This window comes from Mesorhizobium sp. P2_E9 (assembly GCF_056403815.1).
Window position 1 is genome coordinate 190,961 of sequence record NZ_JBFUET010000014.1, and the last position, 25,342, is coordinate 216,302.

At 59.4% G+C, this 25,342-nt stretch carries 23 protein-coding genes and 1 pseudogene; 13 read left to right on the plus strand and 11 right to left on the minus strand.

Going from position 1 to position 25,342, the window contains the following annotated elements; translation table 11 throughout:
* Positions 1-19 precede the first annotated feature (19 nt).
* From AC1D05_RS24860 to AC1D05_RS24915, 12 genes are all read left to right on the plus strand, one after another.
* On the plus strand, positions 20-3,145 hold the full coding sequence (locus AC1D05_RS24860) for a virulence factor SrfB (RefSeq protein ID WP_477444362.1): 3,126 nt from the start codon (positions 20-22) through the stop codon (positions 3,143-3,145).
* Positions 3,146-3,156: 11 nt separating this feature from the next.
* Complete coding sequence (locus tag AC1D05_RS24865) at positions 3,157-5,859, plus strand: virulence factor SrfC family protein (RefSeq protein ID WP_477444363.1); 2,703 nt, start codon at positions 3,157-3,159, stop codon at positions 5,857-5,859.
* A complete protein-coding gene (locus tag AC1D05_RS24870) occupies positions 5,856-6,812 on the plus strand; it encodes a hypothetical protein (RefSeq protein WP_477444364.1) in 957 nt (318 codons plus the stop codon). The genes AC1D05_RS24865 and AC1D05_RS24870 overlap by 4 nt, the downstream gene beginning before the upstream one ends.
* A 61-nt stretch (positions 6,813-6,873) precedes the next feature.
* Positions 6,874-7,617 (plus strand): PAN domain-containing protein, encoded by a 744-nt coding sequence (locus AC1D05_RS24875; protein ID WP_477444365.1) that lies wholly within the window; start codon positions 6,874-6,876, stop codon positions 7,615-7,617.
* A complete protein-coding gene (locus tag AC1D05_RS24880; protein WP_477444366.1) occupies positions 7,614-8,555 on the plus strand; it encodes a PAN domain-containing protein in 942 nt (313 codons plus the stop codon). The genes AC1D05_RS24875 and AC1D05_RS24880 overlap by 4 nt, the downstream gene beginning before the upstream one ends.
* 3 nt (positions 8,556-8,558) lie before the next feature.
* Positions 8,559-9,743 (plus strand): glycoside hydrolase family 3 protein, encoded by a 1,185-nt coding sequence (locus AC1D05_RS24885; protein WP_477444367.1) that lies wholly within the window; start codon positions 8,559-8,561, stop codon positions 9,741-9,743.
* Positions 9,744-9,771: 28 nt separating this feature from the next.
* Positions 9,772-10,404, plus strand: a complete 633-nt coding sequence (locus tag AC1D05_RS24890) for a PAN domain-containing protein (protein ID WP_477444368.1) — start codon at positions 9,772-9,774, stop codon at positions 10,402-10,404.
* A gap of 39 nt (positions 10,405-10,443) precedes the next feature.
* Positions 10,444-11,133, plus strand: a complete 690-nt coding sequence (locus AC1D05_RS24895; RefSeq protein WP_477444369.1) for a PAN domain-containing protein — start codon at positions 10,444-10,446, stop codon at positions 11,131-11,133.
* 90 nt (positions 11,134-11,223) lie between these two features.
* Positions 11,224-12,162: a PAN domain-containing protein gene (locus tag AC1D05_RS24900; protein ID WP_477444397.1), complete on the plus strand. Its 939-nt coding sequence runs from the start codon at positions 11,224-11,226 to the stop codon at positions 12,160-12,162.
* Between the two features lie 272 nt (positions 12,163-12,434).
* Entirely contained in the window at positions 12,435-12,839 is a 405-nt protein-coding gene (locus AC1D05_RS24905; protein WP_477444370.1) for a hypothetical protein, read from the plus strand.
* Between the two features lie 41 nt (positions 12,840-12,880).
* Positions 12,881-13,162 carry a hypothetical protein gene (locus tag AC1D05_RS24910; protein ID WP_477444371.1) on the plus strand — a complete coding sequence of 94 codons (282 nt, stop codon included), beginning with the start codon at positions 12,881-12,883 and terminating at the stop codon, positions 13,160-13,162.
* A gap of 59 nt (positions 13,163-13,221) precedes the next feature.
* Positions 13,222-13,545, plus strand: coding sequence for a hypothetical protein (locus AC1D05_RS24915; RefSeq protein WP_477444372.1), 324 nt, complete (start codon positions 13,222-13,224; stop codon positions 13,543-13,545).
* 310 nt (positions 13,546-13,855) lie between these two features.
* Here AC1D05_RS24915 and AC1D05_RS24920 read toward each other — a convergent pair whose 3' ends face one another.
* The 11 genes from AC1D05_RS24920 to AC1D05_RS24970 form a co-directional block, all read right to left on the minus strand.
* A complete protein-coding gene (locus AC1D05_RS24920; protein WP_477444373.1) occupies positions 13,856-15,040 on the minus strand; it encodes a helix-turn-helix transcriptional regulator in 1,185 nt (394 codons plus the stop codon).
* Positions 15,041-16,247: 1,207 nt separating this feature from the next.
* Positions 16,248-17,036 (minus strand): helix-hairpin-helix domain-containing protein, encoded by a 789-nt coding sequence (locus AC1D05_RS24925; protein ID WP_477444374.1) that lies wholly within the window; start codon positions 17,034-17,036, stop codon positions 16,248-16,250.
* Positions 17,037-17,520: 484 nt separating this feature from the next.
* Complete coding sequence (locus tag AC1D05_RS24930) at positions 17,521-18,174, minus strand: hypothetical protein (RefSeq protein WP_477444375.1); 654 nt, start codon at positions 18,172-18,174, stop codon at positions 17,521-17,523.
* Positions 18,171-18,971: a PP2C family serine/threonine-protein phosphatase gene (locus tag AC1D05_RS24935; protein WP_477444376.1), complete on the minus strand. Its 801-nt coding sequence runs from the start codon at positions 18,969-18,971 to the stop codon at positions 18,171-18,173. Before AC1D05_RS24935 ends, AC1D05_RS24930 begins: the two co-directional genes overlap by 4 nt.
* Positions 18,971-19,246 carry a vWA domain-containing protein gene (locus AC1D05_RS24940; protein ID WP_477444377.1) on the minus strand — a complete coding sequence of 92 codons (276 nt, stop codon included), beginning with the start codon at positions 19,244-19,246 and terminating at the stop codon, positions 18,971-18,973. The genes AC1D05_RS24935 and AC1D05_RS24940 overlap by 1 nt, the downstream gene beginning before the upstream one ends.
* Entirely contained in the window at positions 19,246-19,458 is a 213-nt protein-coding gene (locus tag AC1D05_RS24945) for a vWA domain-containing protein (protein ID WP_477444378.1), read from the minus strand. Before AC1D05_RS24945 ends, AC1D05_RS24940 begins: the two co-directional genes overlap by 1 nt.
* 200 nt (positions 19,459-19,658) lie before the next feature.
* Positions 19,659-20,456 (minus strand): ABC transporter ATP-binding protein, encoded by a 798-nt coding sequence (locus AC1D05_RS24950; protein ID WP_477444379.1) that lies wholly within the window; start codon positions 20,454-20,456, stop codon positions 19,659-19,661.
* A 2-nt stretch (positions 20,457-20,458) separates the two neighbouring features.
* Positions 20,459-21,292 (minus strand): ABC transporter ATP-binding protein, encoded by an 834-nt coding sequence (locus AC1D05_RS24955; RefSeq protein WP_477444398.1) that lies wholly within the window; start codon positions 21,290-21,292, stop codon positions 20,459-20,461.
* On the minus strand, positions 21,292-22,224 hold the full coding sequence (locus AC1D05_RS24960; RefSeq protein WP_477444380.1) for an ABC transporter permease: 933 nt from the start codon (positions 22,222-22,224) through the stop codon (positions 21,292-21,294). The genes AC1D05_RS24955 and AC1D05_RS24960 overlap by 1 nt, the downstream gene beginning before the upstream one ends.
* Positions 22,221-23,276 (minus strand): ABC transporter permease, encoded by a 1,056-nt coding sequence (locus AC1D05_RS24965; protein WP_477444381.1) that lies wholly within the window; start codon positions 23,274-23,276, stop codon positions 22,221-22,223. The genes AC1D05_RS24960 and AC1D05_RS24965 overlap by 4 nt, the downstream gene beginning before the upstream one ends.
* Before the next feature lie 4 nt (positions 23,277-23,280).
* Positions 23,281-24,897 carry an ABC transporter substrate-binding protein gene (locus AC1D05_RS24970; protein ID WP_477444382.1) on the minus strand — a complete coding sequence of 539 codons (1,617 nt, stop codon included), beginning with the start codon at positions 24,895-24,897 and terminating at the stop codon, positions 23,281-23,283.
* 281 nt (positions 24,898-25,178) lie between these two features.
* Here AC1D05_RS24970 and AC1D05_RS24975 point away from each other — a divergent pair.
* Positions 25,179-25,342: pseudogene (locus tag AC1D05_RS24975) on the plus strand (IS5/IS1182 family transposase); the annotation flags it as partial.

Genomic DNA, 25,342 nt, shown 5'->3' on the forward strand with positions numbered 1-25,342 from the left:
AGCCTGACAGGAAGATTGCATGTTGACCAACCTCGCCGATTTTAGCGATGGCTTCACGCTGGTGCCAGACAGCGGCATCCAGTTCGTCGAGTTCGGGTTCGACTTCGACGCTTCTCCGCGCCTATCGAGGTCGTTTATCGAGCGGCTGTCGCCGGGCGAAACGGGTTCGGATGGAAAGACGCTGATCCGCCTGCTTCCGAACTGGAACGATGACGATCCCGACTCGGACCAGCCGCCCTACCCCCCCAAAGGCGATGACGTGGTGTACGACATCGCGAAATCGAGGGCGCTCGAGACCTTCCTCGACCGCTGGGTGCCGGTACCGTTCTTCAAGATCGAACCCGGAAAAGACTCGCTGGGCAACGAAATATACGCGCAGGGCCCGACCGACTGGGTCCGGGTGAGGGTTACAGAGACCCGGAACGCCCACGGCGACCGGAAGGGAACGCACAGGGCAATATTCGCATTCGACAGCTCGCTCGCGCCACGGAAGACGAACCGTCCCTACCTCGCGCCCTGTCCGGAAGACGCGATGCGGACCGAATCGTTCCGGTTCGTCAGCCAGCTCCCCGACGTCATCTCGTTCCTGTCCCACAAGGTCGACGTTCCGGGACAAGGGCCAGTGGACGCGCAGAAGTGGCTCGACGACTGGCTGAGGGACATCCTCCATTCATTCAAGAAGCTCCAGAGGAAGGGCAAGGAGCTGAGGCCCGAGGACTTTCCTTTCCAGTTCGAGCACCTCGCCCGGTACATAACCTTCGTTCAGTTTCTCGCCAGCGTGATCAAGCCCGTTCGCGTCACCCTGATCGATACGGTCAGCGACAACAGGAACGTCCATCCGGTCGATGTCGACCTGGTGCTCGACATCGGGAACTCACGGTCGTGCGGACTTCTGATCCAGTCGTTCCCCGACGATGTGAACGTCGATCTCAACAACTCCGTCGTCCTGGAGCTGCGCGATCTTTCGAAGCCTGAACTCGTCTATCGCGATCCCTTCGAAAGCCAGTGTGAGCTGGTGGCAGGGGAATTCGGCGCGGAAGACATCGCCAGGCGGTCTGGCCGCCCCCGGGCGTTCTTCTGGCCAAGCCTGCTCCGCATCGGCCCCGAAGCCTCGCGCCTGCGCGGGGAGTCGGAAGGCACCGAGGCTGCGACGGGGCTTTCTTCGCCGAAGCGGTACCTGTGGAGCTCCGATCCGGTTCTCCAGGAGTGGAAGTTCCGTTCGGCTTCGGCGGGCCATGCGGGGACGGAGCCGCTGATCGAGCGCTCCATGTACCGCTTCATAAACGACCGCGGCGACGTCCTCGAGCAGCTCGAGAGCGACAAGCGCCAATTCAAGCTGAAGGTCAAAGAGAGCGAACTGCAGACGGCGAGCCGCTTCTGCTTCTCGAGGTCGTCCTTCTTCACGTTCATGCTCGTCGAAATCATCGCGCAGGCGATGTCGATGATGAACAACCCCGGCACTCGCCGGGAGAGGAGGCTCAAAGACTCTCCGCGCCGCCTGCGGAGGATCATCCTGACGATCCCGTCAGCGACCCCGATCCAGGAGCAGCGCATCCTCCGCTCGCGCGCGGAAGCCGCGGTGAAGCTTCTCTGGTCTCTGTCGGGATGGGGCGACAGCGACAGCGGCATAAACAGCCAGCGCCCGGAAATCCACTGCTCCTGGGACGAGGCGAGTTCGGTTCATCTCGTCTATCTCTACGGCGAGGCCGTGCACAAGCTGGGCGGGTCGATCAGGACGTTGTTCGACATGCTCGGCAAGGACAGGGAGAGGCCGAAAACGCTCCCGTCCTCCAAGGGCAAGGAGAAGCTCGAACGGTCCCTGCGCGTCGCCAGCGTCGACGTGGGCGGCGGCACCACCGACCTCATGGTTACGACCTACTTCCAGACGGACAACGTCGCCCTCTTCCCTGACCAGAACTTCCGGGAAGGGTTCCGCATCGCGGGCGACGACCTCCTCAAGGTGGTCATCGAACGCCTTGTCATACCGAGGCTCGAGGAAGGGCTCGCCCAAGCGGGCCTTCCCAACGCGCGGAACTATCTCAAGGACCGCTTCGCCGGCGACAATCCCAACATGTCCGAGCAGGAAAAGCACCTGCGCCGCCAGTTCGTGCTGCAGGTCCTGCAGCCGATCGCCATCGCGGTCCTGTCCGAATGCGAAGCCATGCCGGCAACGAGCCGCAAGACGGAAATCCGGAAGGCGGGCAGCTTTTTCGAGACCGGGGGAAGGACGACGGCCGGAGGCGACATTCCGGTGGACGCGCGCATCCTCGGATACCTCAAGGACAGCATAGGCGCGCTCGGGGCCGGAGAGTTCACGATCGCCGACTGCGACATAGCGGTCGACCCGCTTGCCGTCGAAGAGTGCGTCCTGTCGATCTTCGACGGCGTCTTCGACAACATCGCGGAAGCGATCAACCATCTGGACGCGGACGTGGTGCTGCTGACCGGGCGGCCGATGCGCCTGCCGCAGATGATAAGCCTGTTCATGAACAAGATGTCGGTGCTGCCTGATCGCGTCATCCCGATCAAGGATTATCGCGTCGGCACGTGGTATCCGTTCCGGGGCGTCAGCAACACGCACATCGACGATCCAAAGACGACCGCGGTCGTGGGCGCCATGCTGTGCGCGCTCTCGGAGAGGCAGATCACCAACTTCACCCTCTACTCCCAGTACCTCCGGATGAAGTCGACGGCCCGGTACATCGGTCGGCTTCAAGGCAGCTCGGCGCTCCCGGACGAAACCCTGCTCTTCTCGGACATCGACCTCGATGCCGCCACGGCGGAAGCCGAGGCCGAGTTCGACTACCACAGCCCGCTGCGCATTGGCTTCAGGCAGCTTCCGCTGGAGCGGTGGGTGGCGACGCCGCTCTACAAGCTGACGACCGCTCAGACGCGGTCGGCGCGGAGCGTGCGAAAGCCGGTCCGCGTCACGATCGCGCGCAACGTGCAGGCGCCCGAAGACGACGAGGCGAACGAGATCGCGCTTCTTACGAGCGAGGCGACCCGCGAAGAATTCGTGATCCAGGACGCGGAGGACGCCGACGGCTCTCCGGTCAAGCGCATCATGGAGCTGAAGCTGGACACGCTCGCGGTCGAGGCGGGCGACGGCTACTGGCTCGATACCGGAATTATCTCCATCCAGTGAAAGCTGAAGGCATGCGTAAAGAATTGAAGAAGACCTGCGACACGGCGCTGAAATCGGCGCAGGACGGTCTCGCCTGGATAGGTGCCGCCGCAAACGCGGAGCGGGTCGGCAGCACGCGCCCGATCGCCGAGCAGCAGCTCAGGAAGTCCGTAGTTGCCACCCGAAAGGCGATGTTGGCCATCGACCGCCCCATGTGCGTCGGGGTGTTCGGACCCAGCCAGGCTGGCAAGTCCTATCTGGTGTCGGTCCTGGCCCGCAACGGAAGCGCGCCCTTGATGGCCCGTTTCGGCGATCTCGGGCGGGAGGTCGATTTCATCCGGGAGATCAACCCCGGCGGCGACCGGGAGTCGACCGGGCTTGTCACCCGCTTTTCGGTCCGGGAAGAGCCAAGTCCGGCGGGCGCGCCCGTCGTGCTGAGGATGCTGAGCGAAACAGACGTGGCCAAGGTGCTGGGCAACAGCTTCTTCCTTGACGGGGACGCGAAGAAACGCGCGCCGCTGACTTCCGACGCCGTCCTGTCCGCTCTGGAAAAAGCGAAAAGCCGGACGCTCCCCCAGGCAGCTACGGATGGCCTGACAGAGGAGGACGTGTGGGACCTTCAGGAGTATTTCGAGAAGCAGTTCGCAGGTCTGCCGAACATCGAAACGCTGGGGGCCTACTGGGAGGAAGCGGCCTTCCTTGCCTCCCGACTTTCCATTGCCGACCGCGCCGACCTTTTTTCCGTGCTGTGGGGCGGGCTGCAGGAGTTCACCGATCTCTACGTTGAACTCGTCACCGCCCTCGAGAGTCTCGGGTTCGCCAAGGACGCCTACTGCCCCGTCGAGGCGCTGGTTCCCCGGGAAAGCAGCATCATAGACGTCGAGACGCTGCGGGGGCTCGGAAAATCCGGCCAGGACGAGCTGCTGATCAGGCCGATGAAGGGATCGGGTGTTTCGTTGCCGAGACCCGTGATCGCCGCATTGGTGGCAGAACTGCGGATAGCGATATCGGAACAGCCATGGCCATTCTTCGAGCACACTGACCTCCTGGACTTCCCGGGCGCCCGCAGCAGGCAGAAGGTGGACCTTCAGGCCTTCATCGAGGGCAACCCCGACGCGCTCAAGGAACTCTTCGTCCGGGGCAAGGTCGCCTACCTCTTCGACCGCTACGTGGCGGAGCAGGAACTTTCGAGCATGCTCCTCTGCATCAAGCCTTCGAACCAGGACGTGGCGACCCTTCCCGACATGATCGACGACTGGATCAGGACCTCGCACGGCGAAAGCCCGTTCGACCGCGCCCGGACCGAGACCGCGCTGTTCCTGGTGCTGACGATGTTCGACATGCACTTCAGCGAAACAGCTGGCCAAGAAGGGCAGAGCCTGGCGGATCGTTTCAGCGCGCGCCTGGGCGCCTCGCTGACGCGCTTTTTCGGCAAGGCCCACAAGTGGCCGTTCGAATGGATGCCGGACAGGCCTTTCAACAACTCCTACTGGCTGCGCAACCCGAATTTCAAGGCAGAGTCGCTGATCAAGTACAAGGGCGGCTCCGAGATCGAGATCTTGCCCGACAAGGTCGCGAAGGTCGCCGCCCTGCGAGAGGCGTATCTTCAGGTCAGTGAAGTCCAGCAGCATTTCCGGGAGCCGGCCAAGGCCTTCGACGAGGCCCTGAGGCTGAACGATGGCGGCGTAAGCTATCTGGCGGAAAACCTCGCGGCCATCTGCCGTCCAGAGATCAAATATGGACAGATACGAGGCCGCGTCGGGAACATTGCCCACGATATCCGCCGCGTGCTCGCTCCATATTTCATCGAAAGCGACATCAACAAGCGCATTGCCGAGCGCAGGGAAGTTTCCGACCAGATTCTCGCAAACCTCACCGAGGTCTGGGAGCGGGACCAGTTCGGGACCGCCATGAAGATGCTGCAGATATCCCAGAACGGAATCTCCGAACATCTTCACATCGAATATGGGAATCGCCTCAAGCGTCAGAACGCGCCGGAGGAAGGTTCCGAAGGGCGGGCCGACGCCGAGGCGAAAAAGCGCCCGACGCCTCCGCGACCCGGGGCTCCTCCTTTGCCCGGCAAGAAGAAGGTGGCCGCCGCCGCGGTTTCCTCCGGGGAATCGGTTTCGCAGAAAGCCCTGCCGCGCGAAACCTATCTCGCCCGCTCAGCCATCAGGCATTGGACGGATAGCCTCTTCGCCCTCGCGAGAAACGACAATGCGCTGCAGGGCATTGGCCTCGGGCAGGAGTCCGCAAGCGAGCTGGTAGCCGAGCTGACTGCCGCGGCCCGTCGGTCGGGACTCGAAGAACGCATAGCCGGGGATCTCGCCAGGCTCTCGGGAAGCTCCGTCGAAAGGTCCGACATCCTGCTCGAGAAGGCAGGCTTTCTCGCGACCAGCCACATCAACCGTTTCGTCAGCACGCTTGGCTTCGACGCGATGCCCGAGAACAAGCGGCCACTGGCTCCTGACGGCACTGAGAACGGCGAAGTCAGGGTGTTCGCCCGCCGCCCGAGCGTCTCCGACTGCGACGGGCTTGGCGTGGAGCGGCGGAACTTCTCCTATCTCGCGCTCTCGGAATGGATGTACGCCTTCCACCAGGCGGTTGCCGACAACGTCCTCTCGGGCGAAGGGATCACCATCAACGTCGAGGAGAACGAGCGCCTGAGGGCCATCCTGGACGCGCTCGACGATTCGGCGCATCTCCTTGGCACGCCCGTTGGGACGGTTCGATGAACAAGGTTGCGGTCAAAGTCAGCGAGGACGAAACGCGCCTGTTCGGGCATGCCCTGATCACGTTCCCGCAGGAACTGGGCAGCTCTCCGAGGCTGCGCCTGTCGATCATGCGAAAGTCCAAGGACGCTCCCTATCTTGGCGGCGCCGGGTGGCAGGCGCGTCCTTCAACCGTAGATGCGGCCGTAGTCAGCCGCGGCGCGAATTCAGCCACGGTGGTTGTCGGACCCGAGGTCTGCGACCAGATCCCGGTTGACCTGCAGGTGAAGATCGAAGTCGAAGGCCATGACATAGAGGGGAGCGCCTTCTGGCCGCCGATCCCGCCTAGCCCGGGAGCTTGGTCACAGGAGCTGACTCCCTTTAAGGCCCCCGTTCCTCAGGCCATCGAGCGGGAGTTGGAAGAGGCTCTCGAACAGGCCGTGGAGCTGCCTCGGGCGGCGGAGCCGAAACCCCAGCCTGTGGCCCCGCCGCCGAAGAAGAAGTGGCGGTTCCCGTACCTTCTGATCCCGCTGGCGCTGCTTGTGGCAGGCGGAGGGTACTACATCGCCGACAGCAGGGGTTGGTTCCCTAAGCCCGAGCCTTTGCTCGCGCGTTTCGAGAGGCTGAAACTGACGGACACCAACGGCGTTGAACTGTTCGCCCTGAGCGGCGAGGCATACCGGGAAGGCGACGGCGGAATCGGCTTGCAGGCGATCAACCTTGCAATGGAGCGGGGCAACAAGGACGCGAAACTCGAAATCGCGCGCTGGTACGATCCAAGCTCCTTTGACCCCGCCAAAGCCGATCGGGCCGACGCGAACAGGGCGGCGAGGGCCTATTTCGAGCTGTCGGTAGAAGGCCAGACAGGGGCGAAGGAACTGCTCCGCTCCCTCTGCGCAAAGGGCGCGAGTTCTCCTCAAGACCCTGGGTTCCATGGATTCCTGAGGGACACTTATTGCGAGGGGACGCTGGAATAATGATTGAAAATCACAAGGTCCGGCAATTAGCCGCCTATGAAACCGTCAGAGGGACAGTGGCATGCTGAAGAGCAGCTTAGACAAGTATTTCCTCCCCATCAGGGGGTACATGGCGGCTGTGGCCGCTGCAATGCTGCTGGGCATGACCCTGTTGGCGGGAGCACAGGAAAATTCCGCGGCGAACGAGCTTTTCAACTACCCGGACACTCTGCTGAACGGGATCGTCAGCGCCCAGTTTTCCAAGCCGATGGAAGAATGCCGCAAACTCTGCGAGGCGCGTTCCGGATGTCAGGGGTTTGACCATTCGAAAAAGGACGAGTGCCGTCTCTTCGCTAGCGTAGGAGCCGGACGCGTAAACGTGGGTTCGACCGCGGAAACGCGAAGCCTGCTTTCGAATTACACCGATCCGACAAATCCCCCGCTTGCGGCCAGGCTGGAGAAGCTCAAGGAGATGGACACGGACGGCCATGAACTCTTCGCCCTGAGCAAGGAGGCTTTCAAGCGCGGAGATCGGAGCGTCGGGCTGCAGGCGATCAATCTCGCAATGCAGAGAGGCAACCAGGACGCGAAGCTCGAAATGGCGAAATGGTACGATCCAAGGACCTTCGCGTCGGATCGCGTCGACGCGATCGATTCCAACAAGGCGGCGCGTTCATATTTCGAGCTTGCGCTCGAGGGCAATGCGCAAGCCAACACCCTCCTGGGCTCGCTTTGCCTCGACGCCAGCGACGCGGGTTCGAGCCATGCCAACGATTACCAAAATTTCCTTCGCACTACCTACTGCGAAGGATCGATCAGTCCTTGACCCAGCCGCGCCTTCATATCGCCTTCATGGGTTGGGCCAAGAGGAAAGCGGGAATGCGGCAGAGGGGTCGTCGGCTGCTCGTGGCCGCGGCGGGGATAGCATCGTTCGTGCTGCTGCTGTCATTTTCGCTTGCGATGCCTGGAATTGCTCCGAGGGCGTCAGCACAGGAGTCCGGCGGCGAATTTCTCGACTATCCAGAGACCGCGCTGAGGGGAAGCCCCAGCGCCGAGTTCCGGCGGCCTTTGGATGACTGCCGGAAGATCTGCCTGGAGCGTTCGGGCTGTGCCGGCTTCGATCATTCCTCCATAACCAACCTCTGCCGCTTGTTTCCAGCAGTCGCGTCAGCACAGTCCGATCGGCTCTCGACGGGCGGCACGCGCCAGGAGATTCCAGGCTACCGCGATCCCGCCAACGCCGAGACGTGGTACTACGCGTCTTTCAGCGGCGTTGACCTCTGGGGCGGGGATCTCGTGACGAAAGGCCTGGATGCGCCCAATGCCGAAAGCTGTTCGGCTCTGTGTGACAGCCGAAACTCCTGCCGGGCGTTCACCTACAACCAGGAAGTGAACCGATGCTTCCTGAAATCCGGCTTCGATTTCGTGCAGTCCTACCCGTTGGGACGGTCCGGCCTCTATTTCAAGGCCAAGCCATCGGCCCCTCCTCCGACCTTGAATGCCGATTGGGAGCTTTTCACCACAAGCGGCTTCATTGGAAATGGCATGGAGTCCGTTGCGATCTCGTACCAGGAATGCATGCAGCAATGTAATTCGGACGGTGGATGCGGCGGGTTCACATGGGTGACCGCGCGGCCCAACCGATGTTTCCTGGTTAACGGAACGAACCTCTACCCGGTGCGAAGAAAAGGCATGACTTCGGCGCGAAAAAACAGCCGGACAGTCACTCCCGACTTCGTGCATCCCGTTGCTCCGAGGGACTGAAACATGCCGCCGCGGATCGCATCTCTCATCGCTGTCGCATGCGCCCTCTTTGGCCTTTCCTCGCCGCTGAAGGCTGACCCGGTACCGGGAGCTCACGTTCAAACCGCCAAGCTGCACAGCATAATCGACGACGCCAGGCTGCGACAGATGATCGGGCAGATGGTACTGGTTGGCTTCGTCGGCAGCGAGCCGGATGCAGAGGGCTACGCGAGGGTCGTCGGGCAGGCGGAAGAAGGAAAGATAACGGGCGTCATCTATCTTGGGCGCAATATCGACAGCCTGAAGCAAGTGCGGCAACTGAACGAAGGCCTGCAGCGCTTCGCGGCAACCCCGCTGCTGATCGCGGTCGACCAGGAGGGCGGCCGCATCCAGAGGCTCACGGGCGCCATGGGGTTCAAGGATACGCCGAGCGAGGCGACTGTGGCTAAGTCAATGAGTCCCGCCATGGCCGGCGCGGTTTACCAGAACCTCGCTTCCGCCCTCTCGGGCCTGGGGTTCAACCTCAACCTGGCTCCGGTCGTCGACCTCAACGTCAACCCGGCGAACCCCATCATTGGCAAGCTTGGCAGGAGCTTTTCCGCCGATCCGCAGACGGTCGAGGCATACGCGAAAGTTTTCGTCGAAGCGCATCGGGCGAAGGGAGTGCTAACGGCCCTGAAACACTTCCCGGGACACGGTTCCAGCACCAAGGACAGCCACAAGGGCATGGCCGACGTTTCCAAGACATGGAGCGACAAGGAACTTCTCCCCTACAAGAACCTGATCGAGTCGGGGGATGTCGACATGGTCATGTCCGCGCATGTGATAAATGATAAGCTGTCCTTTTCGAACCAAATCCCCTCTTCGCTTTCCCGCGCGACGTTGACCGGCCTGCTGCGGGACAACATGCACTTCAAGGGCGTGGTCATCAGCGACGACATGCAGATGCAGTCCATCACCGACAACATCAGCTTCGAGGACTCGGTGCTGCGAGCCGTTCGGGCAGGGAACGACATCCTGATATTCGCCAACGACAAACATCCAGACCCACTGGTCCCGGAAAAGGTTGCCGCCCTCCTGTCTGAAGCAGCGCGCAAGGACCCGGAAATGCTCGAGCGGATACAGAGATCCTATGAAAACGTCATGCGCCTGAAAAGAAAGTTGGCCCCGGCCGTTTCCGAGGAAACGACCATTGTACGGAAACGGTAAGCGCGAGGCTTCCCAGGAAGGAGGAAACATGCTGGCGCGTGGTCTTCGCCACGGAATAGCGGGGCTTCTTTTGGGTTTGGCAGTCGCAATCGTCGCTGCAGTCGTTCCGTCGGGCGGAGTTCGGCCAGCGAACGCGCAGTCGGTAGGGGAGTTCTTCGATTATCCACAGACCCTCCTGAAGGGGACCGTCAGCGCCACGGTCAGCCTTCCGCTTGATACCTGCAGGAAACTCTGCTCAGCGCGTTCAGGATGCGTCGGCTTCGACCACTCGTCGTCCGACGGACTTTGCAGGCTGTTCGCGAGCGTGGGCGGCGCGGACGGGAGCCAGCCGCACATCGCCGGCACCCGGAGTCTCGTCACGGGCTACCGTCCGCCTGCCAATCCCCCGATGGGGGCTCCATCGCCCAAGCCAGCAGAGGCGGTAGCGCCGGCGCCGCGTGAAGCGCCCTCTCCGAAGCCGACCGAAGCCGCGAAAAGCTCGCGAAAGAACAGCGTTCGCAAATCCGCGCCGCCTTCCGTCACGCCCAAGCCGCCTGCGGCCGCGCCGTCTTCGCCGCAGCGTAGAAAACCTGCCGTGAAGCAGGGTCGATTCAAGATGTGCACGACTGTAAGAGGCGTTTTCCAAGTGCCCGCGAACGCGGTTTGCTCGCCCGGCATGTGAATTCGAGCGGGCGCGCGATTTATTCAGGAGGACCACGAAGTGAAGTTGCGACAATTCGAATGGCTCGCCAGACTCGTTGCCGTTCGTCCGCGCAAAGGTAGTCCTCGCGGCGTAATGGCCGGACTACTCTTGGGAGTGGTTGGCGCAATCGTCGTTGCAGTCGTTCCGTCGGGCGGAGCTGCAAACGCGCAATCAGCCGAGGAACTCTTCCGTTACCCGCAGACTCTCCTGAACGGGACCGTCAGCGCCACGGTCAGCGTGCCGCTGGAGTCCTGCAGAGAATTCTGCTCTGCCCGGTCAGGTTGCCTCGGCTTCGACTACTCGTCGTCGGACCGAGTGTGCAGGCTGTTCGCGAGCATCGGCGGCGCGAGCCAAAACCAGCACTACATCGCCGGCACTCGCAGTCTGGTCACGGGTTACCATCCGCCAGCCAATCCGCCGATCGCGGCTCAGACGACAGAGCCTTTTATCCAAGGGCCGTCGGAAGCGAAGAAGCAGGAAAGCGCCACATCGCAGAAGACACGCAAGCCTGCGCCGGTCGTCCGCGCGAAGCCGAGACGTCAGAAAAAACGCGAGGCGACAAAACCGCGGCCGACAGCAAAGCCAACACCAGTCTCGCCAGCTCCGGCGGCACGGCAGCCCAAGTTCCGCATCTGCAACAACCATTTCGGGACCTTCTCGGTACCCGCATCCCGGAAATGTCCGGTGAGCGGCCCCGGGAGCTTTTGAGATTCTGTTCGAGAAAGCGGCGGAGAAAGGCAACCAATGTCACAGATGAACAATCGGCAGATGTGCCAGGTATCCGAGCCACCAGCCGACATGCATTCTCCTTGTCCGAGGACGTTCGCGAACCGCATTCGCCGCCAGCGCTCTTACGCCAGAATCGCTGGACTTCTTTTGGAAGTGGTTGAAGCAATTGTGGCTGCTGTGGTTCTATCGTCCGGAGTTCGGCCAGCGAACGCGCAGTCGACCGAGGAGCTCTTCCGATACCCACGGACGTTCCTGAACGGGGTCGTAAGCGCTACAGTCAGCGTGCCCCTGGAATCCTGCAGGGCCCTTTGTTCCGCGCGCTCGGGATGTGCAGGCTTTGACCATTCGTCGGATGGCAGCGTCTGCAGGCTCTTCGCGAGCGTAGAGGGCGCGGAGCAAAGCCAAGGACATACGGCCGCCACCCGCGGCCTTGTCACTGGCTACCGTCCGCCAACCAATCCACCTGCCTTTCCACAGGCTCCAGAACCGCCGCCCCAGCCTAGCCCGCCGGAGCAGGAGGCAGTGGCCGTAACGCCACCTCCTGTCACTTTCAGGCGTTTCCTCAACAGGGACCTCAAGAGTGAAGCAGCCGAGACCCGTCAAGCGGAGAGCGTGGAACAGTGCGAGTCCATGTGCCAGGCCTCGCAAGGCTGGTGCAAGGCTTTCACCTACGACGCATGGAACCGGAAGTGCTTCCTCAAGGAGCGACCCGGCCAACTCTCGATGAATGCCCGCGCCACCAGCGGTGTCATGTCGGGGAGTGAAACCCCCTCCGCTTCGGGCTCAGCTACCTATTTCGAATATTTCAACGGCAAGGCCTTTTCAGGGAACGGGTTCCGGGAGCTTACTGCCCGCAGCCGCGACGAGTGCGAGCGGGATTGCTCGTCACAGAATCAATGCATCGCTTTCGGATTTACCCAGTCCCAGAAGCGCTGCCTCCTGTTCGATCAACCGGGTGAATATTCAAGCAGCCGGGGGACCGACAGCGGCGCAAAACGCCAAGATTGATCGGGAGGCGAGCCCGGGATGTCCTGCTTGCGCTACCGCAAAGGACTCCACGCTCTGAACGCACGGCTGCTACGCAACCGTCCTCAATCTGCCCCGCGCCAGCCTCACGTTCAGTTCGCAATCCCAGAATACCAAGTAAACAGTAATTCGAAGCCACTTTCTACTCGGGATGAGCCGAAAATAAAATAGTTCATCAAGCTTTCTCCCCCGAACGAGGGATGTTTCGGCCCTATGGAACTGCTCAACTCGTTGACACATCGGGGGCGGGCAAAATGGCCAAGAGCAATGTTGCAACTTCAGGACATACGACAAGGCGGCACGCTCAGCCCGTTGCTTACATAGTTTGCGCCGGGCTGGCGATAGCCTTCTCTCCGAATGTTCCTGCCGTCGCGGGCGAGCTGACACTGTCCTGCCTCCTTATGAAAGACGTCAACGGCAACGACCTGAAGAATCCGCCAAACCTGACGATGACCGTCGACGTCGATGCGCGATCAGTGCTGTTGATGGGCGCAGAGCCGCAACGAGGCGTGGCGATCTCCAAATCGACGATCACGTTCACGAGGGCCAACAGCCTGTTTTCGATCGATCGCGGAACGGGCCGCATACAGATCATCGACAACGGCGACCCGAGTAAGATCGTGACGGGCGTTTGCCAAGCGACTGAAAACAAGTTCTGAGACAGACACTACCCGATCGAAACATGAAGGAGATCAATTCCATGCTTAGATTACTCATCCCGACGCTGCTTTCCGTGTCGATCGTTGCAGCCATGTCAATCCAAGCCTATGCGGGGAGCTGCGGTGCCGAGGTCAACCGCGTCTTCGAGCTCAAGCAATATTACGACTCAGTTCCAAGTTCGAACCGGGCTGAAAAGCGGAACGCTGCCCAGACTCTTGAAGAGCAGCAAGCTCGTGCCGTCGAATGCGCGCACAACGAAACAAACAATTCCGAGCCGGATCCATTCATAACGAAAATGCGAAACAACTACAAGGTTAACTGACGCAGACGGCATCCGAACATCCTTGGAAACACAGGCAACAACAGCACGGAGATTGAACGATGTCAAAAGTCTCGACGTATGCGGCGCTTTTATTGGGCGTATTGCCTCTTGCCGTTAGTTTTGCCCAGCCAGCAAGAGCCGATGCGGCATGCACAGATGATGAACTTACGCGCCTCATTCAGCCCACGGTCGACACCATAAACTCCCATGAGAACAATGGTGTCTGCGGTAGCGCCAATGATGGCGTGCTGCTGTTCTCGACATCGCTTGGCCTGCTAGAGAGGTGCGATAAAGACACCCCCGCCCTCAGGAAAATGCGAGCCTCGTTCAGGGAACACCTCAACGAAGCTCGGCAAGAACAAGCAGGCGCTTGCTCTCAGTAGAGACTGGAATAAGTCGGGAGATGCGCGAGATGTTTCGTTCATTCGCTGCCATTCTACTCCTACTTGTATCAAATCCCGCCGGAGCCACTCCGGTGCAGATTTGCGACGAGATGTACGCGGAGGAGCTTCGAGGTTGCGCCTCGTCCTACAACGACGAGGACATTTCAACCTGCAGGCGCGAGGTGCAGGCCGTCATCGATAAGTGCGTGGACGAACGATCGAAATTCAAGACATGCGCTTTCGGCGATCCCAAGTGCAGTTCTGAAGATTAACCGAGCAAGAATGCGGCCATTGTCGACCAATATCCTATTCAATCATCGACAGAAAACTGCCTGCCGGTAGCTGCACGGCTTGTGACGAGCGTGACGACATCTCTCTGTTTGGAGGTGCCAGTCTTAGCAAAGATCGCCTTGAGGTGCGATTGGACGGTCGACCGCGAAACCCTAAGCCGATCGGCGATTTCCGACAGGGTGCCGCCGCGTCCAAATTCTAGAATGAGGCCGACTTCCGCGGTAGTAAGGCCAAAATGTCGACGCAGATCGTCAACTACTATTGACGCGTCTTGACTTGCGCGAGGGCGGACTATGACCAAGGATACCGTTCTTGGAGCGAAAATCGACAAGAGTCCTGCTGGCAGCGCACTTGTTTGCTCTATCGCCATCGGCACGCACGTAATGATGTACCCTCCCGATCGGGTGTTCACGATCAAATCGTTCGGCCTGGCCCGGTCCTGAAAAACAGCACAGCTATCTCTGACAAGCCGGGCGAAGGCCGCATTCGCCTCCGAGTCCTTGATCTCTACTGTGTCCTTCGCCTTCATCAACAAAACCCGGGCATCGGTTAAAACCCGGTTTGCAGGCACGTTGGACGCCAGAAGTCGACAATCTTGATCAACGACCATTGCCGCGTCGACGAGTTGGTCGATTAGCCCACGTCCTCCCGGGAGATGAAACGTTGGGTTAGTGAGACGGTTTAATTCGAGCGCTGTTCGCAGGGCAGGAACAACGGTCTGAAGCAAGGCTCGACTTCGAGCATGGATCTGCTCATGATGCCGGAAATCATGGTGCACGGCCAGAATCGCATATCGATCGCTATGCGCTGCAAATTTCAGAGCCGTGGCTCCATCGCACTCACGCTCCGGATCCACAAGATCCGTGAAGAATTCCGTCTTCCTCAACAATTTGTCAGGATATAGTTCTGACGAGCTTTTGAACGACGACATATGCATCTCGTTCGTACCGCTAGTCCATGGATTAAGCTTCCAATAATGATCACCGTATGCCTGAATGGTTTTGTCGTTGAAGCCTGAATAGACAACCTGATGCACAACGGTGCTTTCTTTCTCCACCACCTGAAACAAGATCTTTGATCCAGGGATAAAGCTCTGCATCGCCACGGCGACGTCAGTCCAGCGATTTGCATCACAGGCTGCAGCGTTGATGACCGTCGTGAGGTCTGCAATCTGAGACGACAACTGCTTTTCATTCGACGCCATGATCGCTCGCATTGAGGCCAACTGAAGTACTCATGGACGCTCCACGGTAGGAGATCCGTAAACAATCGAAATGTGAATTTCCCTTCTCCCTCTGGCTAACACCATCGCCCTCCGAAACCCGGCGGCAAACGTGGCACAAGCGTTGATGGGTTGCCAGCGTTTGGATGAAGTCTGCACCATTTACCACTTCTAACGGCTCAACATCCCCCGTTTGGGGGAGGCGGACGATCCTCCGTCTGCTAGTCGTTGGCGGGTGGACTTCGTCAACAAAGATGGCGTTGCATGGGGGGTCTATGTCCAACTCGCTTATTTTTCATTTTTCGTCCTTCATCGGCGGTCGAGCAAGAATTAAGCCACATTGGTGGCAAGCATCGTTGTGCTCACAGGTTGCGCAGCATCGGGGACGCAAGTACTGGCGGCTTACCGACTGGCGGACGGAACAAGGCTTCAGGACGTTGTGACTATAGGCGCTGACAAGACCGGCACGACGCCTGTAGTGACCCACGTCAAGACATTCAGGATTGGCGAACGGGGAGGCGCGGTTCTTGCTGCGGACGGGGCCGGCTCCGGTGCGGGTCTTGGCACTGTGATCGTTGATGCAACGGTGGCAGGCGTCACAGGAGCTGTAACGGGCGGGCTCATCGCTAACGCGGTTCGTCACCTTTCTAGTTCGTCGTCGTCGAATATAACATGCTCGGACCCCGCTAACGCCCAGGGGCCGACGTGTCTGTGCGAAGCGAACCCAAGGCTTCCTGGTTGCGAAAATGCCCTTCAGCCTGTTGGGGTGAAACTGGGATCCATTGGCATATCCCCGTCGGGAAACTGACAGTTGCATTGTAGACGAGGAGGTCCGAGTCCGTCGGGGACTGTCGACCAGCACCTTGTCGGCATCCTTCTGGGTGCCGGTTCTGGCTTGCACGCATCGCCAGACCGTGGCCCCGCGGCGTTTCTTAAAGACCGCTTTTTATAAGTCAGCTCCATTTTAACGAAGAAGCTGCGGGACATGCGTCTGAGTCGGCCTTAAAGGTCGAAGCAGACGCTTTTCAGGAAGCTGGTGTTTTTCGTCCGCATGAGTGCCGCGTCATACGGCGTAACAGAAACGGCCGGGGCTCTAATCGCCACTGGATGACAGTTCAGTGACAGGTCACTTCAACGTCAGACCGGCGTGCCCCTTCGAGTGACTGACGATCCCACAGCGCTACCAAGACTACCCTGAAATCGCGGCAACGTTTGCCGACGACTGATCCAATGCCAACCGCAATCGCTCCATTTCCGGGCGACTGTGTTCACGGGCCGCAAGAATCTGGGCTCTTGTCTGCTTGAGTTGCTCAAGACCGAGAATCAAGGCGCCCTGCAGCCGCTTGCGGTCGCCGAGAATATCCTGGTCAATCTGCGCGATATCGCGTGGATCGATCGCGCGTGAGGGATCGAAGACAAAGCGGGCTTCGACGGACCTTCGCCAATTCAACAACTTCTGCGCGGTTTTGGGTCCGAATCCGGGCACGCTGTAGAGCTTGTTCCTCTCGACATCGAGCGCTGTTTCGACGCCATACGACTCCAGGACCTGTTTCTTGCCCGGTCCGATGCTCTCGATCTTTGCCGATGAGATTTCAAAGTTGTCCAGGAACCGGTGCAGTTGCGCCTGACGGCGGTTGCGCTCGAGCTCCGAGATCCTGGCCACCCGTTTGGAAGGTAAGATGTCCCATTCTCGCCTGAGCCCGGCGAGCACCGTTTTTTGCCTGTCGAAGGCATCCGGGCCGGCCCTCTGCATCCACGTGGTTTGCGCGTTTTTCCACTGGGTGGCGGCCTCGCCGGCGATGTGCCGGTATTCCGCAGCCTCACTGTCCCTGTTCAAGAAACCTCTCAACCCCAGAAAAACCCCCAAGGCGATGCCCAGCACCCAGATCTGCGCCATCATCAAGCCAGCGACGCCGACCACTGCGGCCGCTATTCCTGCCCGGAAGTTGGTGCGGCGCGCGTGCCCCTTGAGCTTCAAGGCGTTGGGGATCTGGTGTCACATTCTTTTCGGGGACGGTCGGCACCGGCCCGGGATGCGGGATGGCGTCCACCTGCCGCTGGAATCCGGCGATATCGAAAAGCGTCCCCCCGCCGGCGGGAACAACGGTTGAGAACAGCGGGACACCCGTGGCGCCTTCCATTTTGCACCAAGGGCACGGCGATGAGCCAAGTGACCAGTGGCTGGAATTGGCGGAGCACTGCTTGAGGTTCGCCTCAAGTTCGGCCAAGGCAGCCACCCAGTCCCGGGCCACGGGCCTGCCAGCCGACGTTCCATTTTGCGAGAAGGCATCCTCAAACATCTTTGCAAGTCGTGGGCCGACGATGGCGAGTTCGGGGGAACTCGGAGGCCTCGCCATTCCAACCGCGGCGGCGTTCGCCCCGTAGGGAAAGCGGTACTCCTCGATCGCCTTCGAAATCGACATGTCGCCGGTTCCCGCGTAGCGGCCGGCAAAGGGGTGTTTTCACATAAACAGCAACAGGAAGGCCATCACGGCCAAACCGAAATTGTCGTGATTGGGCGTCCTCACGATGCCCGAAAACGATCTGCCCTGCAGTTCCGGCGGTGTGAAGGTCTCGATGCCGACCTCGCAAAGATATTGCTGGCCCAGATAGGAGACCTGGAAGCTGTCGCAGTCGATCAGGCGCACGGTAGCGTCCTGCGCCACGAGCACACCGCCGTGGTTCACATCGCCTATGACGCAGGCGTTGTCGTGAACGGCCGCAAATGCTCTCGCGGTGTTTGCCGCCACACGTGTCAGAAATCGCCAATCAACCCGCTGAAAGTCGGTTCTGCGGCTTTTGGGGCTGTAGAGCTGATGGATGCTCTTGCGACCGCTGATCTTCGGCATGATCAGCCCGATGGGCTTGCTGTCCTTGGAGCAGACCAGCCCCGTCGGCCAGGCCGTCAGCTTTTCGAGTGAATCGGTTTTGATCTTGCCCATCGCACGGATCTTGTCGATCCTTTGCTGCTCGAGCGGCCGGTGGTAGATCTTGGCGACATGGTTCTTGTGTGCAGCCAGGTCATAGACGGCCCCCTCGCCGCCCTGGCCGACGATTTCGCCAAGTTTGAGGGCTTCCCCCCGCAGGGTGAACACCTCGCGGACCTTGGCATTCATTTTACGGCCACCATCGGTTCAGCTGGCGATCTCGTGGCCAGGATCAACGACTTGTCATCATCGGTCCTCTCGCAGATCTGCGGCGAAAGCAGATAAGCCTTCAGCCCATCCGACAGCGTAGAGTCCTCGCCCGCCACCGCCGATCGTCTGACAGCCGGGAACATCGTATCGAAGAAAGGCTGATGAACGCTGCGCGAAGCCTGGTGCAAGACAAGGTTCTCGATGCCGTCCGAGAACAGCGCGACCTCGTCAATGCGCCGCGGCGCGAACTCGAATTCGAGGACATCCGCGACATTTGACGACGTGACGAAGTTCGTCGTGTTGGCAAACTCGCCGTGCTGCGGCCAGAACACGTAGGACCATCCGTCTTCACTGCCGTGCGAGACAACCATCGCGCCGTCACCGACCTGAAAGAACACGGTGCTCGTGGGGCCGAGGATGGCAACCAGCAGCGTGCATGCATAATCGCGCACCTCGTGCCCGAGTGCGCGCGCATGGGCGGCGATGCGCTCGGCAATTTCGGTCACCCAGCCCAACGCTTTGGGCCGATCGATCTGATCGAGCGCACCGTTCTCTGCGAAGTGCACGAAAATGAGTTCCAGCAGGTTCTGCCCGGCCAGCCAAGACCCAACCTCCGAATGCGCCGCACTGCCAGCGCCGTCGCAGACGGCGGCCGCGAGGATTGGACCTTCCCTGCCCTCGATCAGGGCATGGACCGAATTATCCTGACAGGGCTTGCCGGCCGTGACATGCGAAGTGCCGATGGCGCTAGTAGCCGACGCTATGCGCCAAGACATCACACCTCGGCCCAACCTGCGGGAGATTGGAGCGCCACGATCTGTCCGACCTGCGACTGCGAGACGCCCGACAGCGATGCGGAGAGCCAGGAGAACAGCTCGCGGAATTTGAGGCCACTTAGCTTCAGCGGCTGGCGTGTGGAGAGCTTGGCGAGGATATCCATGTTGGCACCCTCGACGCCAACGGCGAAGAACGAAAACGCCTTTGCCGCCTCGCCGGATTTGACCGCGTGTTCGGCAGCAACGATGCTGTCCGTGGGCGCGCCGTCGGTCATCAGAAAGACCAGGGGCGGTAGTAGGAGATGCCGTTCGCGCGGTACTCATCTTTGCGACGTCGCAACATCTCGAGGCCCTGCTCGATCGCCGCGCCCATTGGGGTGTCGCCGCTGGTCGCCAGCGTACTAGGCGTAAACAGGTCAGCGGTCTGGAACGGCGCGACGATGTTGACCGGTCCGAAGGTGACGATGGCGACCTCGACACGTTTCATCGCCAGGCTGTCGGCCGCGAGCTCGTCCTTGAACGCGACAAGGCCCTGGTTCAGCGCGTCGATCGCGTTTCTCGGACTACTTGTGAACTATCATCCATCGCCTTGGGCAGTCGCTGCGAACAAGGGGCGAAAGGCTCCAGCAACTACAGGATAGATTTGGAAGTTACGCGGACTAGCAGCACCGGACCATTTGGCGCGGCTCAAGAACCGGGTCGAGGCGAGGCAGGCAAGGCGAAATTGCCAATCCTATTCGCGCGAGTGAAACCTTCGCTGGCCTTGATCAGCGAGCCGGTATACTCGTCCGTTGCTATGCCCGATCGCAATGTCAGGGACGAGGTTTCCTCTATAGCTTCACCATTGCGCATGACGAGCATCCGATCACACAGATGCGCGACGACAGCAAGATCATGGCTGACAAGAACGTAGGTCAGTCCCATTTGGCGCCTGAGGTCATCAAGAAGATTCAAAATCTCAGCTTGAATAGAGGCGTCCAGCGCAGAGGTCGGTTCATCCAGCAAGAGAAGCTTTGGACGCAAGATCAGCGCCCTTGCAACGGCTATACGCTGGCGCTGGCCGCCGGAAAGTTGATGGGGGTATCGAAATCGAAAGGCAGGGCCGAGCCCCACTTCCCGAAGCGCCTTTAGGACACGCCCTTCAATGTCCCATTGCCCGTGGACTTTCAAGGGTTCCGAAAGCGTGCGGTCCACCGTGTGGCGGGGATGGAGAGAGGCATAGGGATCCTGGAAGACCATTTGCACTATCCGGTAAAAGGATTTGTCGCGGCGAGCAAGAACTGCGGCGTCGTTTAACCTGACGCTGCCGCTGCTGATCGGCGCAAGACCACAGATGGCCCGAAGTGCCGTTGACTTTCCGGAGCCTGATTCACCGACAAGGCCATAGGCTTCGCCTTGCTGCACCTCGAAGCTGATATCCTTAACCGCGGTAACCGCGAGCCGGCCTGATCCAAAAACAACATTCAAATTTTCAACGTTCAGCATTTTCAAAGCTCCCAAGCCGGGTTTCGGTTGAGCACTGGCAGCGGCCGTACCTCATCCGACAGTGACGGCATGCAACGGATCAATCCCTGCGTATAAGGATGTTGCGCGTCCTTGAGGCTCGCCGCCTTCAGTTCTTCGACAACCCGGCCCGCATACATGACGAGAACGCGGTCGCAAAACGATGACACAAGCTTCAAATCGTGCGAGATGAAAATGAGACCCATGCCTCGCTCGGACACGAGCTCGTCAAGTATCCGCAACACCTCAATCGCAACCGTGACGTCGAGAGCCGATGTCGGTTCGTCGGCTATGAGGAGATCCGGGCCGGTCACGAGCATCATGGCGATCATCGCTCTTTGTCCCATCCCCCCTGAAATCTCATGCGGGTAGAGCGAGAAAACGCGATTCGGATCCCGGATCTTGACCGACTCGAGCATGGCAAGAGCTTGATCACATGCCTCAGCGCGCGTGGCCTTGGCGTGAGCCCGATAGGCTTCGACGATTTGTTCTCCTACCGTCATGACGGGGTTGAGCGAGTATTTCGGATCTTGCATCACCATGCTGATGCGCCCCCCGCGCAATTGCCGCAAACGCTGCACCGAGGCCCTTATCAAATCGACTCCATCAAAGGTCAAACGCCTGGCGGTGACTTCTCCGGGAGGTGGTGTGAGCCCAAGAATGGCGCGGCCCGTCTGCGACTTGCCGGAGCCGGATTCGCCAACGATGCCGAGCCGTTCGCGTCCCAGTTGGAAGGACACGCCACGCACGGCCTCGACGGTCCCTGTAGGAAGATTGTAGCGAACGTTGAGATCCTCAACTTCGAGAAGTGAGGTCATCATCTGTACGCTTTCGGATCGAGGACATCGCGTAGGCCGTCGCCCAGAAGGTTGAAGCTCAGGCTGACGAGGAATGTGGCAAGGCCGGGCATTGCCGCGACCCACCATTGATCGATGAGATAATTCCGGCCTGCTGCGATCATCGCACCCCATTCCGGCATTGGTGGCTGGGCGCCAAGGCCAAGGAATCCAAGACCCGCGGCTGTCAGGATGATGCCGGCCATGTCTAGAGTCACCCGAACGACCAGGGACGACATGCAAAGGGGGATTACATGCCCGAGAATTATCCGCGAAGTTGAAGCCCCTTGGAGCTTCACCGCTGCGATGAAATCACTCTTTCTGATCATCAAAGTCTCCGCACGTGCCAGACGCGCATACGGCGGCCATGAGGTGATTGCGATAGCGATGACCGCGTTCTCAATGCCGGGGCCAAGCGCTGCGACAAACGCCAACGCCAAGATCAGGCGCGGAAACGCCAGGAAGATGTCGGTCATGCGCATAAGAACCGTATCGATCCACCCGCCGAGATACCCGGCAGTGGTTCCGACCATAAGTCCGATGGGTGTTGCGATCAGCGACACGAGAGCAATCACGAAAAGCGTGATGCGCGAGCCATATACGAGCCTCGAGAAGATATCTCGCGCCTGCTCATCAGTCCCAAGCCAGTGGGCCGCGTTGGGTGGTAATAGCCGCTCGGTGCGCAAATCACCAGCAGCCAAAGGTGAATACGGCGCAATCACATCAGCAAAGATCGCTGCCAGCACGACGATGGTGACGAAGCTGAGGCCGAGCACAGCAAGCGGATTTTTGGTAAAGACCCGCCAGCCGAGATAGCTTCGGCCAAGTCTTGCTTGCCAACGGGAGCGTGGCTCGTTGGAAAGCAGCCAGGTTCTTAGAGTTGAAGCCTCTGGAATTGATAATGTTCCGGTCATCGACCCGTCCTTGGATCCAAAAGGCGGTAGAGAAGGTCAGACGCGGTGTTGAGAAATACGAAGACCGTGCCAATCACGATCGTTCCGCCCAGCACTGCATTCATATCCGCATTTTGAAGGGAGTTCGTTATGTATTGCCCCAGTCCTGGCCAGGCGAATACGGTTTCGGTTAGCACTGAACCTTCCAGCAGATTTGCGTAAGAAAGTGCAACCACTGTCGCCAGTGGAACAGCTGCGTTGCGCAACGCATGGCGCCAAATGATGCGCAGCTCAGAGAGACCCTTGACGCGCGCGGTTGTGACGTACTCCTGTGCAAGTTCATTCAGCATGAAGGAGCGCGTCATTCGGCTGATGTAGGCAAGTGAATAATAGCCTAGGAGGCTAGCCGGAAGGACGATATGCGACGCCGCGTTTCGGAATGCTTCCCACTGACCTTCGACGGCAGTGTCGAACAGAACGAAGTTGGTGATCGGCGTGTAGAGGTATGAGTAAGTTACGTCGATACGGCCCGGCCCTTCCACCCATCCGAGTTTAGCGTAAAACAACAATAAGGCCATGAGACCCAGCCAGAAAATAGGCAGCGAGTAGCCGGCGAGCCCCACGAACCTCACGACATGATCGATGATACGCCCGCGCTTGACAGCGGCAAGGACACCGAGCGGGATTCCGATAAGGGTGCCGATCAGCGTCCCAACCGTTGCCAGTTCGAATGTTGCGGGAAAGGCAGCAGCAATGTCTGACATTACCGGATTCGTGGTAAGAACGGAGTTGCCGAAATCTCCTGTGACGGCTTTTTTCAGGTAGATCCAGAATTGCTCGGCGAGGGGCAGGTCAAGGCCTAGCTCGTGGCGTACGCGCGTATAAACCTCAGGGCTTGCACGATCACCCACTATGGCGAGAACGGGATCAATCGGAACGACGCGGCCAATCACGAAAGTCACAGCAACGAGACCAAGCAGGGTCGTTGCCAACACGAGAGCAAACTGAGCGGCCTTTCCGAACTGGCAAAGGGTTTCATGCCCTCTGCCATCCTTGGCGAATGCATATACCATCGGCTCAGTTCTTCGTCGTCTGGGCAACGCTATTGGTGTCGAACGATGGGCCTATAATGAAACCTTTGACGTTCTTGCGTTCGGCCGCAACCTCAGTCTGCTGGAGAAAGATCACGAATGGGCCGTCCTTCAAAATGGCTTCTTGCAATTTCCTATAGCTCTCGGTCCGTTTCTGCGGATCACTTTCTGTGACTGCTTCTCGGGTCTGAGCAGTGAGGGCGCCCGGATCCCAGGAATTGCGCCAGGCCAGCGGCTTTGCCGCGGCGCCATCAGAATTGTCCTCGTTTGCCGCGAAAACATCGGCGTTGGAGTTGGGATCGGGATAATCCGATCCCCAGCTGCCGATGAAAATGTCGTGTTGTCGAGCACGATACTTGGTCAAGACTTGCTTTTGATCGCCGGGCAGGATTTCAAGTTTAATCCCTGCAGCTGCAAAGGTGGTCTGCATCGCTTGGGCGATACCGGAGATTTCGGGTATGGAACGCGTGTCCATCGTGACCGTGAAGCCATCGGGCAAACCCGCCTTGGCGAGGAGTTCCTTCGCCTTGGCGACATCTAGATGGTAGGGAGCCTCGTCAAGCGCACCGAGAAAGCCCTTCGGTACGAACGTCTGATGAACTTCTCCTTTATGTCTCATGATTGTGTCGGTAATGGCTGCATAGTCCACCAACCATTTCAAGGCCTCCCGCACCTCGGGTTTGGCGAGGTATGGATTTTTCTGATTCAGGCCGAGGTAGTAAATCGTGCTCTTCGCGCCTTCGTCAATTTTGATCTCGGGGTTCTTCGACAATGCATCGAGTTCTTCTGGATTGAGATTGCGCGCGATATCAATGTCACCCTTCTCCAGCATGAGCCGTTGTGTCGTGGTCTCCTTGATGTGACGGTAGATCACCCGCGCGAGCGGCGGTTGCTTTTCATAGTTCGGGTTGCGGTCAAGGACGACGACGTCATTCGCTTTCCAATCACGGATGACGAAAGGGCCGGATCCGGCATAGTGCGTCTTAAGCCACTTATAGCCAAGATCACCGTCACTCTCGTGTTGAAGAAGCAACGTCTTATCGACAACCGATGCGACGGGTGATGTCAGGCAATACAGGACGAAGCTTTGCGCGTAGGGTTTGTCGAGTTCCATCGAGAACGTGTAGGGTCCCGTCTGCTTGATTTTGTCTTTGACGTTAGATTTATCGAAGCCTAGCTGGTCAATGATAAATGCCGGCGACTTGTCCAAAGTGACCGCACGCTGCAGCGAAAACACGACGTCCTCGGCGGTGAGAGGATTGCCAGAGGCGAATTTCTTGCCTTGGCGGATCTTGAACGAAATCGTCTTGCCGTCTGTCGATACGTCCCACGATTCAGCGACCTCACCAGCAATCTTTGACGCATCCTGATAATCGTAAGAAATCAGTCTTTCGTAAGTGTTGCCAGCAATCTCAGCGGTGCTGAACTCAAACAGCTCTGCCGGATCGAGCGTAATAATGTCGTCAATTTGCAATGCTTGCACCAGAGTATCGGCCGGAGTTTCCGCTTTCGCCACGACACCAGTCGCCATGGTGAGAGCCACTATGCTCGAGGCGGCCAACCCCGTGCTCATCATCCGTCTTCTGAGCGATGTCATGATCATAACCCTTTTTTCTCTTTGGACCGGCGTTCCCTTTTCCGGCCTGGCAAACGTGGTAGAAATATATCATAATGTCAAGGAAAATATTTACATAACATTGTTCGAGTCTAGCTATGGAAAATTTTCTAGAACCGGGCCACCATTCCGGAACCGGCGTCAAAGTCGCGAGCGTGTGCTCGCCGTTCCTAGGGATCGGGAGTGAATAGCATTGGTGCAGGGATCGAATTTCAACGATTTCCGCCTATGGGTCTGCGATCGCAACCAGCGTGATTGATCCGCACACCATGCCGCATAAGCATAACGCCGCCCGCCGTCATCGCATCAGCAAGATGAAGTTCAAGGTGACGAACTGGCGGGAGTATGAAGCAGGCCTTCGCCGTCGCGGCCGTCTAACACTGTGGCTGGCGCCGGAAGCGCTTGCCGGATGGGCTGCGCCAAGACGCACGAC

Bases quoted from the DNA above. Each gene is read 5' to 3' on its own strand.
- AC1D05_RS24870 (WP_477444364.1), top strand. From the start codon at position 5,856: ATGAACAAGGTTGCGGTCAAAGTCAGCGAGGACGAAACGCGCCTGTTC.
- AC1D05_RS24890 (WP_477444368.1), top strand. From the start codon at position 9,772: ATGCTGGCGCGTGGTCTTCGCCACGGAATAGCGGGGCTTCTTTTGGGT.
- AC1D05_RS24935 (WP_477444376.1), bottom strand. From the start codon at position 18,971: ATGTCTTGGCGCATAGCGTCGGCTACTAGCGCCATCGGCACTTCGCAT.
- AC1D05_RS24910 (WP_477444371.1), top strand. From the start codon at position 12,881: ATGCTTAGATTACTCATCCCGACGCTGCTTTCCGTGTCGATCGTTGCA.
- AC1D05_RS24920 (WP_477444373.1), bottom strand. From the start codon at position 15,040: ATGGCGTCGAATGAAAAGCAGTTGTCGTCTCAGATTGCAGACCTCACG.
- AC1D05_RS24945 (WP_477444378.1), bottom strand. From the start codon at position 19,458: ATGAAACGTGTCGAGGTCGCCATCGTCACCTTCGGACCGGTCAACATC.
- AC1D05_RS24930 (WP_477444375.1), bottom strand. From the start codon at position 18,174: ATGAATGCCAAGGTCCGCGAGGTGTTCACCCTGCGGGGGGAAGCCCTC.
- AC1D05_RS24905 (WP_477444370.1), top strand. From the start codon at position 12,435: ATGGCCAAGAGCAATGTTGCAACTTCAGGACATACGACAAGGCGGCAC.
- AC1D05_RS24885 (WP_477444367.1), top strand. From the start codon at position 8,559: ATGCCGCCGCGGATCGCATCTCTCATCGCTGTCGCATGCGCCCTCTTT.
- AC1D05_RS24950 (WP_477444379.1), bottom strand. From the start codon at position 20,456: ATGCTGAACGTTGAAAATTTGAATGTTGTTTTTGGATCAGGCCGGCTC.
- AC1D05_RS24900 (WP_477444397.1), top strand. From the start codon at position 11,224: ATGCATTCTCCTTGTCCGAGGACGTTCGCGAACCGCATTCGCCGCCAG.
- AC1D05_RS24970 (WP_477444382.1), bottom strand. From the start codon at position 24,897: ATGATCATGACATCGCTCAGAAGACGGATGATGAGCACGGGGTTGGCC.
- AC1D05_RS24955 (WP_477444398.1), bottom strand. From the start codon at position 21,292: ATGACCTCACTTCTCGAAGTTGAGGATCTCAACGTTCGCTACAATCTT.
- AC1D05_RS24860 (WP_477444362.1), top strand. From the start codon at position 20: ATGTTGACCAACCTCGCCGATTTTAGCGATGGCTTCACGCTGGTGCCA.
- AC1D05_RS24865 (WP_477444363.1), top strand. From the start codon at position 3,157: ATGCGTAAAGAATTGAAGAAGACCTGCGACACGGCGCTGAAATCGGCG.
- AC1D05_RS24965 (WP_477444381.1), bottom strand. From the start codon at position 23,276: ATGGTATATGCATTCGCCAAGGATGGCAGAGGGCATGAAACCCTTTGC.
- AC1D05_RS24960 (WP_477444380.1), bottom strand. From the start codon at position 22,224: ATGACCGGAACATTATCAATTCCAGAGGCTTCAACTCTAAGAACCTGG.
- AC1D05_RS24875 (WP_477444365.1), top strand. From the start codon at position 6,874: ATGCTGAAGAGCAGCTTAGACAAGTATTTCCTCCCCATCAGGGGGTAC.
- AC1D05_RS24940 (WP_477444377.1), bottom strand. From the start codon at position 19,246: ATGACCGACGGCGCGCCCACGGACAGCATCGTTGCTGCCGAACACGCG.
- AC1D05_RS24915 (WP_477444372.1), top strand. From the start codon at position 13,222: ATGTCAAAAGTCTCGACGTATGCGGCGCTTTTATTGGGCGTATTGCCT.